The organism is Alloalcanivorax balearicus MACL04, from assembly GCF_025532145.1.
In the GTDB taxonomy this organism is placed as follows: domain Bacteria; phylum Pseudomonadota; class Gammaproteobacteria; order Pseudomonadales; family Alcanivoracaceae; genus Alloalcanivorax; species Alloalcanivorax balearicus.
In genome coordinates, this window is sequence record NZ_ARXS01000006.1 from 56661 (window position 1) to 74020 (window position 17360).

General features: G+C 60.8%; 18 protein-coding genes. 5 read left to right on the plus strand and 13 right to left on the minus strand.

Annotated features, from left to right (window positions below):
* Positions 1-8: 8 nt before the first annotated feature.
* The 10 genes from MA04_RS07030 to MA04_RS07075 all read right to left on the minus strand — a co-directional run bounded on the left by MA04_RS07030 (position 9) and on the right by MA04_RS07075 (position 8799).
* Positions 9-446 carry a hypothetical protein gene (locus tag MA04_RS07030; protein ID WP_262459915.1) on the minus strand — a complete coding sequence of 146 codons (438 nt, stop codon included), beginning with the start codon at positions 444-446 and terminating at the stop codon, positions 9-11.
* Complete coding sequence (locus MA04_RS07035; RefSeq protein ID WP_262459916.1) at positions 443-1477, minus strand: hypothetical protein; 1035 nt, start codon at positions 1475-1477, stop codon at positions 443-445. Before MA04_RS07035 ends, MA04_RS07030 begins: the two co-directional genes overlap by 4 nt.
* A 33-nt stretch (positions 1478-1510) precedes the next feature.
* A complete protein-coding gene (locus MA04_RS07040; RefSeq protein WP_163124523.1) occupies positions 1511-2113 on the minus strand; it encodes a hypothetical protein in 603 nt (200 codons plus the stop codon).
* Positions 2114-2532: 419 nt separating this feature from the next.
* Positions 2533-2898, minus strand: a complete 366-nt coding sequence (locus tag MA04_RS07045) for a SecDF P1 head subdomain-containing protein (protein ID WP_163124520.1) — start codon at positions 2896-2898, stop codon at positions 2533-2535.
* Positions 2899-3501, minus strand: a complete 603-nt coding sequence (locus MA04_RS07050) for a zeta toxin family protein (protein ID WP_262459917.1) — start codon at positions 3499-3501, stop codon at positions 2899-2901.
* Between the two features lie 3 nt (positions 3502-3504).
* Positions 3505-3909, minus strand: coding sequence for a TA system antitoxin ParD family protein (locus tag MA04_RS07055; protein ID WP_163124514.1), 405 nt, complete (start codon positions 3907-3909; stop codon positions 3505-3507).
* A gap of 174 nt (positions 3910-4083) precedes the next feature.
* The gene (locus tag MA04_RS07060; protein WP_262459918.1) at positions 4084-5616 is read right to left on the minus strand and encodes a BCCT family transporter; all 1533 of its coding nucleotides are present in this window, start codon (positions 5614-5616) and stop codon (positions 4084-4086) included.
* Positions 5613-6671: a helix-turn-helix domain-containing protein gene (locus MA04_RS07065; RefSeq protein WP_262459919.1), complete on the minus strand. Its 1059-nt coding sequence runs from the start codon at positions 6669-6671 to the stop codon at positions 5613-5615. Before MA04_RS07065 ends, MA04_RS07060 begins: the two co-directional genes overlap by 4 nt.
* Before the next feature lie 113 nt (positions 6672-6784).
* Positions 6785-7654: a DUF1444 family protein gene (locus MA04_RS07070; RefSeq protein ID WP_262459920.1), complete on the minus strand. Its 870-nt coding sequence runs from the start codon at positions 7652-7654 to the stop codon at positions 6785-6787.
* 368 nt (positions 7655-8022) lie between these two features.
* Positions 8023-8799: a ferredoxin--NADP reductase gene (locus MA04_RS07075; RefSeq protein ID WP_163124502.1), complete on the minus strand. Its 777-nt coding sequence runs from the start codon at positions 8797-8799 to the stop codon at positions 8023-8025.
* Between the two features lie 111 nt (positions 8800-8910).
* On the opposite strand from MA04_RS07075, the gene MA04_RS07080 reads away from it, so the two are divergent.
* Entirely contained in the window at positions 8911-9795 is an 885-nt protein-coding gene (locus MA04_RS07080) for a LysR family transcriptional regulator (RefSeq protein WP_262459921.1), read from the plus strand.
* Between the two features lie 133 nt (positions 9796-9928).
* Here the strand turns inward: MA04_RS07080 and MA04_RS07085 are convergent, their stop codons facing one another.
* Positions 9929-10729: a DUF3298 and DUF4163 domain-containing protein gene (locus tag MA04_RS07085; protein ID WP_262459922.1), complete on the minus strand. Its 801-nt coding sequence runs from the start codon at positions 10727-10729 to the stop codon at positions 9929-9931.
* Positions 10730-10895: 166 nt separating this feature from the next.
* Here MA04_RS07085 and MA04_RS07090 point away from each other — a divergent pair, with 166 nt between their 5' ends.
* Positions 10896-11396, plus strand: coding sequence for a hypothetical protein (locus tag MA04_RS07090; RefSeq protein WP_262459923.1), 501 nt, complete (start codon positions 10896-10898; stop codon positions 11394-11396).
* 148 nt (positions 11397-11544) lie between these two features.
* Here MA04_RS07090 and recG read toward each other — a convergent pair whose 3' ends face one another.
* Entirely contained in the window at positions 11545-13617 is a 2073-nt protein-coding gene (gene recG, locus MA04_RS07095) for an ATP-dependent DNA helicase RecG (RefSeq protein WP_163124490.1), read from the minus strand.
* 50 nt (positions 13618-13667) lie between these two features.
* Positions 13668-14570 (minus strand): hydrogen peroxide-inducible genes activator, encoded by a 903-nt coding sequence (locus tag MA04_RS07100; RefSeq protein ID WP_063140641.1) that lies wholly within the window; start codon positions 14568-14570, stop codon positions 13668-13670.
* Between the two features lie 50 nt (positions 14571-14620).
* Between MA04_RS07100 and MA04_RS07105 the strand changes: the two genes are divergently transcribed.
* From MA04_RS07105 to MA04_RS07115, 3 genes are all read left to right on the plus strand, one after another.
* Complete coding sequence (locus MA04_RS07105; RefSeq protein ID WP_063140640.1) at positions 14621-15448, plus strand: NAD-dependent epimerase/dehydratase family protein; 828 nt, start codon at positions 14621-14623, stop codon at positions 15446-15448.
* A gap of 298 nt (positions 15449-15746) precedes the next feature.
* Positions 15747-16238 (plus strand): 5-(carboxyamino)imidazole ribonucleotide mutase, encoded by a 492-nt coding sequence (purE, locus tag MA04_RS07110; protein ID WP_026948870.1) that lies wholly within the window; start codon positions 15747-15749, stop codon positions 16236-16238.
* On the plus strand, positions 16238-17341 hold the full coding sequence (locus MA04_RS07115; RefSeq protein WP_262459924.1) for a 5-(carboxyamino)imidazole ribonucleotide synthase: 1104 nt from the start codon (positions 16238-16240) through the stop codon (positions 17339-17341). The genes purE and MA04_RS07115 overlap by 1 nt, the downstream gene beginning before the upstream one ends.
* The last annotated feature ends 19 nt before the right edge of the window (positions 17342-17360 follow it).

Sequence of the window (17360 nt, forward strand, 5' to 3'; positions counted from 1 at the left end):
GGCCGTGGTCAGGCAAAGATCTGGACCCAGCGGATATCGCCAGGAGGCGGCACTTCCCCGGCAACGGCGTCGCTGTGGCCGAAAATTTGAGTGCCGTGCCAGATTTCATTTTGTTGCGCTGCCAGCCGCACCCGGGCCGAGAATTCAGCGATGCCGAGCCCGCAGGTGGAGATATAAATCGAAGTGGGGATGGCGTTGTTTGCCATGTTGCCCTGGACCAAGGCAAGAAAGACGGATTCGTCTATGTCGATGGTATCCGGATCCTCGTTGCCGATTTCGCAACCATTGCCGTGTGCGACCACGACCAGAGTGATCGCGCCCGCCAAATTCAGATGGCAGGGATGAATCTGATCCCAGGCGTAACGTGCCAGCACCGGGCCCCAGTTGGAGTGGAGCTGGGTATTGCGGATGTCGTTATCGGTGCTTAGTTCGAATACGGTGGTCATGATGAATGCCTGTGCGTTGTTGTTCGATGGAGTGCAGCCACTTTGAAACGCTCTGGAAATTCGCGGTAAGCGTCATTCGAGGCAATGATCATGGCCACTATGTCCAGGTCGCCGTATTGATCTGTTCGGTATTTTTCAAACGGATAGTCGAACAGAATCCAGCCGAAGTGCCGCCAGCGTTCGGCGGCTGTTCCCTTGCCGAAGGCGGAAAGCAAACCAGACATGATGTAAATGCCAAAGATTCCGTACCAGGTGGCACTGGCGAAGTTCCAGACCACATTCCCGTTTGATTTTTTTGTAAATGCCGAGATAACTTTTTCCAGTTTCTCTTCAGTTGCGCCCGAGTCAGGAAGACCTTTGTATTGGTCCTGTACGTAGACGTCATAGCAGCGATCAGGGCTTAGGTGTGCCCAGGAGCCCGGGGTGTTGTCGTCCCATATTATCGGCGTACCAAGTCTGAAATCTTCATTGATTCGATTGAAAAGAAGGATCTTTCCTCGAATCTCTTCGAGTTTTGGTGCTGACTTTTTTCGGATGGTCGGGTAGCGATCCAGCAAGTCAGATAGGGCGCTAAAGACGGCCTCTTTATCGTCTTCGTGCCCATTCCAGTCATCAATTTTCAATGACGTGAGCACGGTTTCCGTGCCGTGTGCTTCAAGAAAGATTCCGCACTCTTGCAGTAGCGAGGGAAAACACTGGAACTCATTGAATCCGAGCCCGCTGCCTACGTTTCCATGGCACGTTGTAAATTCATATCGCCCTTCTTCAGACTTCTTGACCTTTAGCCGTACATCCATAAGTCTGATGCCGCCTCCGAGCTGATCAGTGACGGAGAAGCGATGACAAGCATATGGGTTGAATCGGGTACTTATCGCGGCGGTGTCGTGCGTGCCCGGCAGGTTGATTTCGGATATGAGCGTGTCATCGCTGATATGAGAGAGCCAGTCACTCCGATCCGTGAGACCGTCTCCAATGTCAGAAATGGCATTGCGTATAAACAAGATCGATGCTTTATTCACGGGCCTTAGCACGACACCCTCCCTTTTTCCCCTAAAAGAAGCAGGCTATTTGGATATCCTGAATGAATTGACGTTGGCCGTGATCAGCTTAATCACCCCTTCGGCGACTTTTTGTCCGACTTCCTTGATGATCCAAACGAGTGCCGGTGGTATGCCTTGTGCATCGACGTCCTCGAGACTGGAGGTTGAATCCTTCTTCGAGTCGTAGCCTGTGATACTAAAAACGTCTCCTCCTGCCTGTAGAGTGGCGCTGCCATCCTTGTTGGTGATGGCGTTCGAGCCTATCCACCAGTTATTGCGTCCCATGGTGCTGCCTTGCCCCAGGTAAACATCGGATGTCTCGCCAGACTTCCAATGAACCTTCAAGCCGAAGCAGAAGTTCAGTTCGCCCGGATCCGTATTCGTTATCGAGAAAGGCGTAAACAGGTGGTCCTTCCCGCCGCTACCATTGCTGAACTTATTTGCCACCTCGGCTGTTTTATGACGCCCGGCCTGGAACAGGATCAAGAATTGGCCTCCCTCCCGCTTTATCGTCGGTGGTGGCTCCATTGGCTGGCCTTCTGACACTGCCCAGCTCCCCGACATGCAGCTAATGTCCTCGATCTCTTCGCTGGATATATAAGCGTAATTATCCCGAATCGTTGGCATGGTGATCACTCCCTTGAAAAGGTGTTGTGTGCGAACGGATGTTTATGCGCTTTCGGGCACATTATTGGGGTAATCAGAGAGAGGGCGTTATGCGAGGCGTCTCACGGTAATTTGCAAGGCGTCTCATTGGGGCAAAAGGAAGGCAAAAAGCTTTATAAAGGGGCGATTAATAAGAGAGTGGTCCGCTCTTCTATTTAACGGATATTGGATTGGTCGCTTGCAAAGCGGGGGAAGTTTGCGTCATAGTTTAAATCGTCATTCGGGGATATTGCGTTCCCGCATGTCGGTTTAAAGATTTTGTTTTCATAGCTTTCTTCATGTCTCCTTCCCGGCTCTGCCGGGCCCGGCCGGAGGGGCCCCATGGATGGGGCCTCCGGTTCGGCGTTTCCAACGTCTCCTTCGCTTTTCCACACTGGCGATCAGTGATCGTCGGAGAGCGTCAGCGCCTCGCCTTCGTTCAGGGTCTCGGCGATTTCCCCGGCGCTTTTACCGTCAAAACCGTCCTCCCCGGCGGACAGCCGCAGGTTGCCGGTGTCGATGACACTCTGCAAGAAAGGGGAAGTCAGCAAGTGGCCTCCCACGGACAGATGGATTTGTTGTCCCACGCGGTCACGGGTGAAATCGGCCAGGGTTTGCCGGCTTTCCGGATCGAGCGTGATATCGATCACGTCCCGGGTTGTATCAGGCGACGTTTTCTTCTCCGCGCTTTCCACCTGCAGGGTTACTGTTTCAGCCTGTGTGACGGTGGACAGAAGCAGAATCGGAAGGTATTTCATAATACGCATTTAGTCGTCCTCCTGGCCGAACAGCAAGGTGTCGACCCAATCGGGTTGTATATCGGTAAGAGGAATGTAGCGCCCTTCCTCCACATAACCCACTCGCAGAAGCGGTGTTTTCGCGCTGCTGTTATCGATCAGATGCGCTTGATCACAAAGCGGCAGGGCCAGGCGCACGTGCTTGAAAGTGCGGGGCAGACGAGCGTCGATCTTATCGGCTGGCACATGGTGTCCGCCTTCCTCGGTGCGCTGATGGACACGGGCCTGGTTGAGTTGCGGATCGTCCAGGTGAATAAAAACCAGGATCACCTGATAACCTCTGGTTTTGGCCTGGGCGATGAAGTCGATTTTGGAAGGGTGTGAAAACACTGTTTCGTAGCAAAAACTTTGCCCCTGATGAATCAGCATATCGCGCAGTTGCCGGGCCAGGGCGGCGGCCTGATAGCTATGCGCTTCCGGGGCCTGGGGAAAGCGCTGGCGGGCAATCACATCCGCATTGACGAACGGCAATCCGGCGCTCTGCAAGGCTTCCCGATAAAAGGTGCTTTTGCCGGCACCGTTGCCACCCACCAGAATCCACAATTGTTTTTCCGGTAAGGGTTGCGAGGCCACGACTCAGTTCTCGGCGATGAAAGTACCGTCAACGAACCGCCCCACGTGGATCTCTCCGGAGGCGCTGATCTGTTCCAGACAGCCTGGATGCCGGCGCGAAGCCTGATAACGCACTGCGCTGGCGGCTACTTGCCGGGCCAGGGTGCCGGAGGCGCGGCGGGCTTCCAGATTGCTGAACACGGTCTCTGACGCCACCGGTTTGGACACCGTCCGTTCCACACGCAGGGTGGCGATGCCCGCCGTGATTTCCAGGATGTCCTGCGGACTGAGCCGTGGTGCCAGGGTCCGGCCCAGATCGGCCCATTGCTCTATCTGCTCCGCGGCGCTGCGGTGAAGCAACTCGCCGTAGGTCTTGGCGGCATCCATCAACTCCGATTGCAGCCGTACCGGTGAGGCGGATTTGCCCATGAGCGTCTCCTGATCGTGATGTTTTCTTGTTTGTAGCATTTTGCTACACCGGCTGCAATGGCGGATATCGCCGGTTTTGTAGACGGGGCTGTGGGAGCTGCCTTGGCAGCGAATTGGTGTATAGGCGTACCGGCACCTGTAAGAGTGCCCGCGAGTTGTGGGCAGCATAACGGCTCAGCTTTCCGATTCGACTTGGACACTTTGCCTGGTGGCTTCCACCAGCATCAGAATCAGACTGCCGGCGCTGCCGAGCACGATGATCAAGCCGGGCAGACCGGCCAGGTTGGCGAGCATTTTAATGCCGTCCACGCCCAGGTAGGTGGCGCTGCTCCACCCCACGGCGCCGATAATGGCCGCCCAGAGCAGCTTGATGGCGAACGGCGATGTCATGTCCTCGGCGGTCACCGCCCGGGTACACAGGCCGCCGATGGCGTCCGTGTTGGAGTCCGCGGCGGTGATGAAGGAAATCAGACAGGCGAAGATAAAAAACAGGCCGAGGGCAAAGCTGCCGGGCAGATAGCTGAACAACTGATAGGAGATGGCCGCCAGTCCCTCGTCTTTATAGACCTGGTACAAGGCGCCGTGGTCCTGGATGTCGAAATACAACGCGGAGGCACCGAAGGCGGAGAACCAGAGAATACCGAACGCCGACGGCAGCACCAGATTGACCAGAATGAACTGGCGCACCGTGTAACCCCGGGCGATTTTGCCGAGGAACAGGCAGGACAGAGGCGCCCAGGCGAACCAACTGGCGAAGAACGCGGTGGTCCACCAGGCGGACCACTGGCTGTTGGCAGGCTCACGGCTCATCAGGTGACGCGGAAAAAAATCACTCAGATAGGTCACCAGGGCGTCGCCGCCCACCCGGAGAATAAAGCGACCCGGTCCCGCCAGCAGCAGGTAGAGCATCAGAGCGATAAACAGCACGGCATTCACGCGGGCGAGCCATTGGATACCGCCGCGCAGGCCGGTGGCCGCGGATAACAACGCCACGGCGATAATGCACGAAGCGGCCAGAGCGTAGACCATGCCGCTCTTGGGGATATCGAACAATACCCGCAAGCCATCCCCGATCAGCATCAGACCGCCGCTCAATACCGCGGACATACCCACCACAACGGAAAACAAAACCAACCCGTCCACCAACTCGCCGAACCACCCCTGAAAACGGTCACCGGCCAAGGGCCGCAATAGAGTACCGATGGAAAAGCCATGGCCGTGATTGTGAAAGCCAAGCGCGAAGGTCAACGCCGCCACGGTGTAAATGGCGTAAGGGGCCAACGTCCAGTGAACCAATAAGGAGGACATGGCGAACCGCAGGGCGCCGTCACTGCCGGGTCGGGCGCCGGAAAAAGCCGGCGGTTCATGGAAATGCACCACCGGTTCCGCCACCGCCCAGAACAGAATGCCCATGGCGATGACCGTGGTCAGGGATACCGAAAACCAGCGAAACGGCGAATAGATCGGCTCGGCCGTCGCGCCGCCGATGCGCACCTTGCCAAGAGGGGAAACGAAGGCCACGAGACACAGCAATAACAGACCCAGGGCCGAGTAAAGGAATACCGGTGACAAGGTATGGATCAGTACGGCGTTGAGTGCGGTGGTGAAGTCGATGAAGCGCTGTTGGTCGATGGCGATCAGAGTCAGCGCCGCCAGCATGGCCGCCAGGGCTGGCCAGAAGGCAATGGGTTTGAGCCGCCGTTTCACCGGAGACGATGTCGTTGACGGAGGTCGCGGGGGCGCACACCGAAGCGGCGACGAAACAGGCGGCTGAAACTGGTGCTGTCGACAAAGCCGCAACGGGCGGCGATGTCGGCGATGGTTTGATGGGCGGGCGCCCCCCGCAGCAGGCGCCGTACCCGGCGCAGACGGGCTTCGCGTAGATAGCCGGCCACGCTCAGGTCTTGAGCGGCGAAGGCACGGTAGAGAGTGGCGCGGGAGCAGCTCAGCCGCTGGGCCAGGGTGCTGGCGTCCAGGTCCGGATCACCCAGGTGGCGGTGGATCAGTTGCCGGGCCAGGGCAAACAGCAAGGCGGGCCGTTCCTTTTCCGGCCGTCGGCCGATGGTGTTCAACGTGGCAAGCGCCAAATCGATGATCTGATCCAGGATCAGGCTTTGATGTTTGATATCCAGAGTGGCGCCATGGCGGGCCAGGAGCCGGAGTTGGTCATGCAGGAACGGGAACAGCGAGCTGTGGTGCAGGGTTTGTATCAACTCGCTGGGGGGCGGCGGATCACCACCCAAGGCCTGACACACCGCGTCCCGGTCCAGGGAAAGATGTAATCCCTGATGGGGGCCCCAAGCGACTCGGGACGGATGGGCGGGATCATAGAACAGCAACTCTCCGGGGCCTGAGCGCAGTGCCCGGTCACCGTCCTGTTCGTGGCACCTTTCGCCGGCCAGTACCAGCCCCAGATTGACCAGCCCGCGCTCTTCCCGGCGGCAATGGTTCTGGCGGCGCCGGCCGGATACGGGATCCGATTGGTACCAATACACATCTCCGCGTGGGGCGATCAGTGCCGCGGCCCGGGCCTGAAAGCCATCGCGCTGAAGAGGGGTGGGGGTATCGGCCTCGAAGTCGTAAAACACGGTTTCCCGCCAGAAATCGTAGGCGTCCCGTGGGCGCAGAGTATCCGTGGAAAGGGACAGAAACACACAGTCCTTGGGGCGTCCATACTCTGGGGACCAACGTCCCCGTTCCGGCGTCCACTCCCAGATGTCCGGTGTCCAATCCCACTGCACTGCTGAACGCTGCTCGTCCAAACTTCCCCCTGCTGCAAAGCATTATTCTAGTCTTTGCTCATGTATGCCGTGAGGAAGAGTGAAAATCAACCCGTGGCCTGGTCCGCTCCGGGGCAAGCGGGATCAACGCCCGTTCATGGACCGGTAAACGCAAGCAGGTCTCCGTCGCGGAAGACGAACAGAGCGCTTGATAGCGAATAGGGTGACTCCGCCGCCATATCGGTGGCGACCCGGCGAAGTTTGCCGAGACTCTCCTCATCCTCGCTGCCACAGATCATCAGCCTGTCGCGGGCGGGAATGGCCAGAACCGGTTCGCCGGCTACCTCCAGCCGCTCACGCCAGTGTTCGAACAACAGCGCCATGCTGGCTTCGTAGTTGGTGTCCAGGGTCACGAAATAACGGCCGTCACCGCCTTTCAGCTGAAGATGGGGCAGCCACTGTCGCTGCAGGTTGTCGAGGGCAAGCCGGTGCAGGGCCTCCCGATCACCGCCGAATTTTTCCAGCACTTCGCCGCCGACAAAGCGCATCTGTTCGCCGCTGTCTTCCACATAAGTGATCAGCAGTTCGTCGTTGCTCAGAGGGCGGGTGAGGAAAGGCATCTGCTCGGGGGTGGCGTCGGGAAACGCCTGGCGCATCTGCTCCAGAGAGGCGCCGAGCCAGGCGCGGGTCTTGATGACCGGCAGGACCACGGCTTCGTCCTGGGTTTGCGTCACCTGATCCTGGCTGCGGATATAGGTGTGGATGATCTGATCCAGGTTTTCCGGATCGTGCCGATAGGTGTCATAGGCGTTGTCCAGGAAATGGCAAATTTCCCAACCGGCTTCACTGTCCCAGCGCACCGAGAAGCGATTGGTGTCATCGGATTGGATACGCACTTCGGCGGGACCGAGAAGCTCCTTCACCGTGGCGGCATAGCGTTGCGCGAACGCTTTCGCATCAAGCAGGTTACCGTTACCGGAAGAGGGGGTCGGTTTCTTGCCGAAAAGACGTCGAAGCAATTCCATGCCCTGACTCCTTTACCCTTGGCGGGGTTGTCATCCTGTGGAGTGGACAGCATACGCTAAAGATGGCGTGCCTCTCAGCCATAAACTCAGAGGTCGCTACGAAGCCGCTGTGGGAGCTTGCCTGCAAGCGAATGGGTTCCGGCACCAAAAGATTCGCTTGCAGGCAAGCTCCCACAGCGGCTTCGTGATTCAGTCTGTTGTGTCCCCGATGGAGGGTGACCGCCATGGACGGCGGTCATAAATAAATCGTCAGGAACGATTTTTAACGTCACTCCAGTGACGGCCCGGAGGGTGACCGCCATGGACGGCGGTCATAAAAAACCCCGCGCGAGGCGGGGTCAAAAGAGCAGATTCAGCGCTTGGAGCAATTACTTTTCCACGAAGGCCCGTTCAATCACGTATTCGTGGATATGGCCGCCGCGGCTCTCACGGAAGCCCCAGCCATCCAGAAGACTGGTGAGATCCTTGAGCATGGCCGGGCTGCCGCACAGCATGAAACGATCTTCTTCCAGGCTGGGTTGGGGCAGACCCAGATCCTCGAAGATTTTCCCGGAGTCCATCAGATGGGTGAGCCGGCCCTGGTTGCGGAACGGTTCCCGGGTGACGGTCGGGTAGTACTTCAGCTTGCCCTGGATCATGTCACCGAAGAACTCGTTGTTGGGCAGTTCATCCTGGATCATGTCCTGATAGGCCAGTTCGGAAACGAAGCGCACACCGTGGGTCAGGATCACCTGGTCGAAGCGCTCGTAGATTTCCGGATCCTTGATGATGCTCAGGAACGGCGCCAACCCGGTACCGGTGGACAGCAGCCACAGACGTTTGCCCGGCAGCAGGTGGTCCGCCACCAGGGTCCCGGTGGGTTTGCGGCTCACATAGATTTTGTCGCCCGGCTTGATTTTCTGTAGCTGGGAAGTGAGCGGGCCATCCGGCACCTTGATGCTGAAGAACTCCAGCTCTTCCTCATGGTTGGCGCTGGCGATGGAATAGGCGCGCAGCAGAGGACGACCGTTGTCCTGTTCCAGACCGATCATGGTGAAATGACCGTTCTTGAAGCGGAAGCCCGGGTCGCGGCTGGTGGTAAAACTGAACAACGTGTCGTTCCAGTGCCGAACACTGGTGACCGTTTCGGTATTCAGATTCGACATAAGTTAATACGCCTTTATTCCAAAATACTTTAGTTGATGAGAATGTAACCGTTTCGCCGATATCGGTAAAATGGGTTGTACCGATATTTGATATCGACTTTGGTGATAACAATGAGATACACCCTGCGACAACTGGAGGTGTTCCTCGCCGTGGCCCATCACGAGAACGTGAGCCGGGCGGCACGGGATCTGAACATGTCCCAGTCCGCCGCTTCCGGCGCTCTCAAGGAGCTGGAAACCCAGTTCGATATCAAGCTGTTCGAACGCGCCGGTAAAAAGCTGCGGCTCAACGAACTGGGACGCCAGCTTTGGCCCAGAGCGGAAGCGCTGTTGGGGCAGGCCCGGGATCTGGAGTCCGGTTTGCAGGCTCACCAGGAGTTGGGGCGCCTCAAGGTCGGGGCCACACTGACCATCGGTAACTACCTGGCGGTGAATATCATGGCTCGGTATATGGCGGAACAGCCCGGGGCCCAGGTGAAACTGGAAGTGGCGAATACCGCCACGATCGTCGACCGGGTCCTGGCCTTCGATCTGGATTTGGGGTTGATCGAAGGGGAAATCAACCATACCGACCTGGAGTTATTGCCCTGGCGAGAGGACGAACTGGTGGTGTTCTGCGCCCCTGATCACCCCCTGGCGAAGCAGGAAACGCTGTCCGACCAAGACCTTTTGGCCGCCACCTGGATCGTGCGGGAGCCCGGTTCCGGTACCCGTCAGACCTTTGAAAGGGCCATGCACGGCCTTCTACCCGGTCTGAAACTGTCGCTCGAACTGGAGCACACCGAAGCGATCAAACGGGCGGTGGAGGCCGGGCTGGGGATCAGCTGCTTGTCCCGGGTGTCACTGCGGGAGGCGTTTCGGCGCGGTTCCCTGGTGCCTCTGACCGTGCCGGGGCGGGATTTCAGTCGTGAGTTCTATTTTGTATTGCATCGGCAGAAATACCGCAGTCCCGGCGTCGAGCGCTGGTTGGAGCTGTGCCGGCAATCGCCGGAATGAGAGGGGAATTCGCGGCCAAGGCCGCTTCCCACAGCGGTTCCATAGTTCCCTCTGTGGGAAGCGGCCTTGGCCGCGAATGGCCTGTAAACGAGAGCCGCCCCACAATAGTGGTCCATGGGCCGTGATAAAACGATCAGGGCAGGTAGCGCTCGCGAATCAGGCCGTCCAGCTTGTTCCAGGGCACGGTCAGTTCCGGCTGGCCCATGGCGTAGGGGGCGATGCTGTAAACATTGTAGAGCAGCGCCACGCCCTGGTCGGTGATATGGAAATCGCCGGTTTGCAGGAAGGGCCAGGTGTCGCGAAAGTCCTTGTCGGCTTCGATGTCATTCGCCAGCCATTGTTGATGCACCTCGGCGGCGGCTTTCCAGAAAGCGTCTTCCTGCCCCGGTTGTAACACGTCCTGCAATGTGGCGCGCCGTTGTTCCCGGCGGTCCCAGTTCAGTAATTGCACCACCGGCATGCCATGGGCCCCACCGGTGATTTCATAGCTGTCGAGCTGCAAGGTGACCAGCCCGGCGCGCTCCCCCAGCAGCGACACTTTTGAGTTGAGCTCCCAGCCCATGCTCTCCACTTCCGCCGCTTCCCTGGCATCGGACAGGAAGCCGTCCGCCACCGCCGCGAAAGAAGAGGCTCCGTCATCGGCGCCATTGCTTAGCTGCTCAAGCAGGGTGCTTTCCAAAGTCCGGGTAAGAGGGGCGTCTTCGGGGAAGGTGAGCCACTGCAAATCCACCTTGGAGCAAGGGTCGTCCGGACAGGACTCGCTTTCGCGGGTCAGGGTTTGCGATTTCGAGGTCAGCGGTGCGTCGTCGGGCTGGTCCGGATTGGCCGCCTCGGCGTCCTGGCCGGGTGCCGTGCCGGATTGGGCGGGGGCATCGCTGTCGCCGCAGCTGACGAGTAACAGCGCGAGTGTCACGGTGGAGAGCAGGAGGCGCATAACCGGGTCCTTGGTTGTGGTGGCGGAAGCCTCAGTGTGCCGCAATGTCGTAAGAGGGAAAAGACGAGCGCGGCGGCGTGGAGATCTTGAACAGGCTCTTACAGTCTTTTGCACGAAAGAGCTGCGCAAATGGGCACAATAGGGGCTGTGCTATAGGAGAGTTTTTATGCGTCATTCCCTGTTGATGGCGGCGACGTTGATGGTGGCGACGACCTCGCTGAGCTGGGCGCAAAGCGACACCACCGAAGGCGTCCCCAATGTGAAGCAGCCTGACCAGGAAAACGTTCAGGCGCAGTTGAACGACACCTGGCAGGAAATCCGCAACTATGGCGTGGAGCAAAAGGAACGTGCTCTTGAGGCGGCTCGTCAGGGTCTCGACATGCTGGACGAGAACATCGACGAGCTGCAGAAAGACATGGACGAGGGCTGGGACACACTGTCCGAGCAGGCCCGGGCGAACAAGGAGCAGGCGCTGGAGAACCTGAAGAAACAGCGCGAGGAACTGGGCAAGGGATACAGCGAACTTCAGGAGGCCACCCGCGGAAACTGGGAGGCGGCGAAGAGCCGTTTTGGTCAGGCGTGGGAGGCCGCCAAGGACGGTTGGCGGGAACTGACCAAGCCGGCGGAAAAAAGCGACGCCGAGGATGACGGCACTATTTCCATATAAAGGTGAGGCCTTGTGGTCGATTGACCGCTGTTACCCCGCAATTGTGCAACAGCCCACTTAATGCTGGGCTGATTCGCTGCCAAGGCAGCTTCCCACAGAGAGGTGCCACGAAGCCGCTGTGGGAAGCTGCCTTGGCAGCGAATACAGCCTAAATATCCGCGTAGTCCTCGCCGCCGTTGAGCCAGCGGCGCAGTAAACGTTCCACTCGCCCCGGGTGGTGTTCCAACAGTGTCTCGGCCAGCTCGCGGGCCGGCTCCATCAGGGCTTCGTCGCGAACCAGATCGGCGATCCGGAAGGCCAGCTCCCCGGTCTGCCGGGTGCCGAGCCACTCTCCGGGTCCGCGCAGTTTCAGATCTTCCTCGGCGATGACGAAACCGTCGGTGGTCTCCCGCATCACCGCCAGTCGCCGCTTGGCGGTCTGCGACAGCGGGATCTGATACAGCAGCAGGCAGTAGCTCTGGCCGCCACCCCGGCCCACCCGGCCACGGAGCTGGTGTAACTGCGCCAGCCCCAGACGTTCCGCGTTCTCCATCACCATCAGGGTGGCATTGGGCACGTCCACGCCCACCTCGATAACCGTGGTGGCGACGAGCAGGTGTGCTTCGCCGGCGGCGAAGCGGGCCATTCGCTGCGCCTTGTCTTTTGCTTTCAGGCGGCCGTGCACCAGCTCCACGTTGAGTTCTGGCAGTGCTTCGCGCAGCGCCTCGAAGGCCGCTTCCGCCGCCTGAGCCTGTAACTCGTCGGATTCCTCGATCAGAGTGCATACCCAGTAGGCCTGGGCGCCCTCCAGACAGGCGGAACGAATCCGCGCAATCACATCGTCACGGCGTGAAGCGGGCAGCACCAGGGTTTGAATCGGCTTGCGCCCCGGTGGCATCTCATCGATCACCGAGGTGTCCAGATCGCCGTAGACGCTCATCGCCAGGGTGCGGGGAATCGGCGTGGCGGTGAGGGTGAGCTGGTGCGGCACCTGATTGCCGAAACGGCCTTTCTCCCGCAGCGCCAGCCGCTGCTGCACGCCAAAGCGGTGCTGTTCGTCGATGATGATCAGCCCGAGCCGCTGGAAGGCCACCGCGTCCTGGAACAACGCGTGCGTGCCCACCACCATGGCGGCACTGCCATCGGCCAGTGCCGCCAGATTTTCCCGGCGCGCTTTCTGGCCCAGGCTGCCGGCCAGCCAGTGCACCGGAATCCCCAGCGGTGCCAGCCAGTGCTCGAAGTTGGCCCGGTGTTGTTCCGCCAGCAACTCGGTGGGTGCCATCAGCGCCACCTGATAGCCCGACTCGATGGCGGTCAGCGCCGCCGCCGCCGCCACCAGCGTCTTGCCCGAGCCCACGTCGCCTTGCAGTAATCGCAGCATGGGGTGATCCCGGCGCAGATCGGCGCCGATTTCCTCGATCACCCGGTCCTGCGCGCCGGTGAGTGCGAACGGCAGGCCTTGCAGCAGCTTCCGCAGCAGGCGGTCGCCGTCGAGAACCGGCGCTGCCAGGGTCTTCTGCCCGGCCCGTTTGGACAGCATGCCCAATTGGTGGGCCACCATTTCCTCCATCACCAGCCGTTTCACCGCCGGGTGGTTGCCGTCCAGCAGCAGATCCACCGGGTCATCGGGGCCGGGGTGATGGAGCATTTCCAAAGCGTTGGCGAGACTGGGAAGGTGGCGCTGATCCAGCAGATCGGAAGGAATCAACTCCTCGGGAGTGTGCTGGTGCAGGATATCCAGCGCCTGGCCGGCCAGATTGCGCAGCTGCCGCTGGCTGACGCCCTCGGTGGTGGGATAGACCGGGGTCAGCGCCCGCTCCAGCGGCGGCAGCTCCGGGCCGAGCTGATACTCGGGGTGATAGAACTCCAGGCCGGCGGCGCCGGGACGGGGCTCGCCATAAACCCGGATCGGGCGGCCTTTTTCCAGATTGTTCTTTTGCGCGGCGCTGAAGTGATAAAAGCGCAGGGACACCAGGCCGGTGCCGTCGGCCACCTTGCACAGCAGCGAGCGGCGCTTGCCGAACACCACATCGGCGGCCAGGACCTCGCCCTCGATCACCACGCCCTGTTCCGGGCGCAAAGCGCCGATGGGCGTGATACGGGTACGGTCCTCGTAACGGAACGGCAAATGGAAGAGCACGTCTTCCACCGTGCTCAAGCCCAGACGTTCCAGTTTTTCTGCGGCTCTGGGGCCGACCCCCTTGAGCCGGGACAGGCCCATCTCCGCCAGTGATACCGCCATCGCTCGCTATGTCGTCGCAGTGAATGGGGGGCGGCGCGGAGAGCCGGGTCTCAGGCCGCCAGACCTTCCCGGGGTACCGCGTGGCGCAGCACTTCAATGGCCTTGGGCCGGGGGAAGCTGTCCCGCCAGACCAGGGCAATGGCGCGTGACGGCACCGGTGCCGTGAACGGACGCACGGCAAAAGTGCTTTTGTCGTAGCCGTGCTGATACAGCGCGGAATCCGGCAGCACCGTGATGCCCAACCCGGAAGCGACCATGTGACGCAAGGTTTCCAGGGAGCCACCCTCGATCTGCACCAGATTGCGCTGACGCTCGGAATTGATCGCCGGGCACAGTTCCAGAACCTGATCGCGGAAGCAGTGGCCTTCGCCGAGCAGCAGCAGGGTTTCGTCCAGAAGCTGCTCCGGGCGAATGTGTTGCTGCTTGGTCCAGGGATGGTCCGCCGGCAGCAGCACGGAGAAGGATTCCTCGTACATCTTGGCCCGCACCAGGCCGCCGCCGGAGAACGGCAGGGCGACGATGATGGCGTCCAGCTCCCCGCGCTCCAGTTTGCCACGCAGCACGTGAGTGTAGTTTTCCTCGATGAACAGCGGCATTTCCGGCGCTTCCGCGTGCACTCGCGGCACCAGGGTCGGGAACAGGTAAGGCGCCACGGTGAAGATGGCGCCCACCCGCAGCGGCGAACCGAGCTGGTCGCGCTGGCTCATTGCCATCTGCTCCAGCAAATCGGCCTGTTCCAGTACCCGTTGTGCCTGGGCCACAATAGGCTCCGCCTGGGGAGTGACCACCACTTCCCGCGGGCGGCGCTCGAACAGGGGCATGCCAAGCTGTTCCTCGAGCTTCTTGATGGCGGCGCTGAGCGTGGGCTGACTGACATTGCACACCTGGGCCGCGTGACCGAAGTGCCGCTCACGAGCCAAAGCGACCAGATAGCGAAGTTCTGTTAGCGTCATGGCAATAATATGTAGAGGCAATTGTGACCATTGTGCCCAAGAGGAAACCGATGAGCCATATCCTAATTGCCGGATTGGGAGATCTGGGCGGCGGCCTGGCGCGGGCGCTGAGTGACGAGGGTCACAGGATCAGCGCCATTCGCCGGAGTCCGCGGGCCCCCCGCGGGGTCCAAGTGTATGCCCAGGACCTGGTTCGCGATACCCCCTTGCTGCCGCCGGAGCCGGTGGATCTGCTGGTGATCGTGATGACGCCGTCGGAATATTCCGAGGCCGGCTACCGGGCCGCGTATTTGACCGCCCCAGGCCGGTTGTTGGACGCCCTGGCACAGCGCCAGCCGTTGCCGCCGACTCTGTTTGTCTCCAGCACGGCGGTTTATGGCGATCTGCAGGGCGACGTGGACGAGGACACCTCGCCGGCCCCGCGGCGCTATAACGGGCAGGTGATGCTGGCGGCGGAAGAAGCCATCAGCGCCCGGGCGCCGTCCACGGCGGTACGCTTCTCTGGTATTTACGGACCGGGCCGCACCCGTCTGCTGCGCAAGGTGGAACAGCTTAGCCAGGGACAGGAAGCGCCGCCGGCGCCGGTGTGGACCAACCGCATTCACCGGGACGATTGTGTCGGCCTGCTGCACACCCTGGCCAGGCGCTGGCTGGCCGGGCAGACGGTGTCGCCGGTGGTGCTGGGCACCGACAACCATCCGGTCAGCAACCTGACGGTTTACCGCTATCTGGCCGAACTGCACGGCTGGCCGCTGACACTGGAGGAGGCCCCGCCCAGTGGCAAGCGGCTGTTCAGCCGGTTTATCGCCGAAGGCGGCTATCGCCTGCGTTATCCTGATTATCGGGAAGGGTACCGGGGGCTTTCCCAGGTCTTGTAGGCATGAATCCAGAGGTCACTACGAAGCTCCAACAGCGGCTTCGTAGCAATCTCTGTTGGAGCTGTCCGTGAGGCCCGGTCCACGGTGTAGAATGGCCCCCGCGCGGCGCCGGTTCTTGCGCGCCGCCGCGGAATCAGTAGAGTGTGCGCCTTCCGGGTCCGAAAGCGGGCCCTTGGGGGCGTCGGGCAGGCCGTTCTGGGTGCGCCGGCGTCTCTCTAATCGGAGCCCAGGCACGGTCACGCCGGGAGCGGGCTCCACAATGGTCGGCCGATGACCGCCGGCGCATGGGAGTGAAATGATGACCGTACCCGTAGCTGTTGTAATGGGGTCCCAGTCCGACTGGGACACCATGAAAGAGGCCTGTGACGCCCTTAGCCAATTCGCGGTGGGCTGGAAAGCCCAGGTGGTGTCCGCCCACCGCACACCTGAGCGCCTGTTCGAGTTTTCCCGCAATGCCGCCGACGAGGGCTACCGAATTATCATCGCCGGTGCCGGCGGTGCCGCCCATCTGCCGGGCATGATTGCTTCCATGACGCCGCTGCCGGTGCTGGGCGTGCCGGTGCAGAGCCGTGCTCTGTCCGGTCTCGACAGTCTTCTGTCCATCGTGCAAATGCCCAAGGGCGTGGCGGTGGGCACCCTGGCCATCGGTACCGCGGGGGCCTATAACGCCGGCCTGCTGGCGGCACAGATGCTGGGCAGCCACGATGACGCGCTGCGCCAGCGCATCGCCGAGTGGAAAGCCGCCCGCGCCGATGAAGTACTGGCCAACGCGGATCTGGGGCAGGGCTGATGAATCGGGTACTGGTATTGGGTGGAGGCCAATTGGGCCTGATGATGGCGGAAGCCGGAGCCCGTCTGGGGCTGGTGGTGGATCGCTATGATCCGGAACGGGCGTTGCTGTTACCGGGAACCTCCGATCTGCCGGTACCCATCGATCTGCAGACCTGCCTGGAACGCTATCCGGTGATCACCGTGGAACGGGAAGCCTTTCCCGCTAGCGGTCTGTCCGCCGAACTGGCCAGCAGCGACCGCTGTGTGGCCCGGGGTGCCCTGAAGGTAATTCCGGACCGCTTCGACCAGAAAACCATGCTCGACAAACTGGGCATCCCCACCGCTGAGTGGATGAACCTGGATCGCGCCGGGGATCTGGATACCGCCATTCAGCGTTTTGGCGGGGTGGTGGTGAAAGCGCGCAGCGGCGGCTATGACGGCCGTGGCACCTGGATTCTGAATGCCGGCGACGACACCTCCGTGGTGCCGGTGACGGAACTGGCCGGCCAGGCCATCATTGAGCGGAAAGTGCCGTTCCGGCGTGAGCTTTCCATCGTTGGAGCCCGCAATCTGCAGGGCGATACGCTGTTCTACCCGCTGACCCGCAACTGGCACGTGGATGGCATTCTGCGCCTGAGCCTGGCTCCTGCCCGCGCTTGCCAGGCGCTGCAAAAACCCGCCGAAGCCATGCTCAAGGGCATCATGGAAGAGCTGGATTATGCCGGCGTGATGGCGGTGGAGTTTTTCGAGGAAGACGGCCAACTGGTAGTCAACGAGATCGCCCCACGTGTGCATAATTCCGGCCACTGGACCCATGAAGGCGCCGACTGGTCGCAGTTCGACTTACACGTGCATGCCCTCGCCGGTGTGCCGTTGCACGCGGTGAACGTGCACGGCCCCACCGCCATGGTGAACCTGATCGGCACGCCGTTTGACCAGGCCTGGCTGCAACATCCGGGGGTGGTGCATTGGTACGGCAAATCCGTGCGCCCCGGACGCAAACTGGGGCACGCCAATCTGGTGGCCGACACCCTGGAAGAACTGCGCGAAGGGCTGCGCGCCTGGGCCGACGTGCTGCCGGAAGGGTTCGAGGCGGTGTTGGATTCGGAACTGGGCCTTTAACGTTTCACCCTCTCCCTGT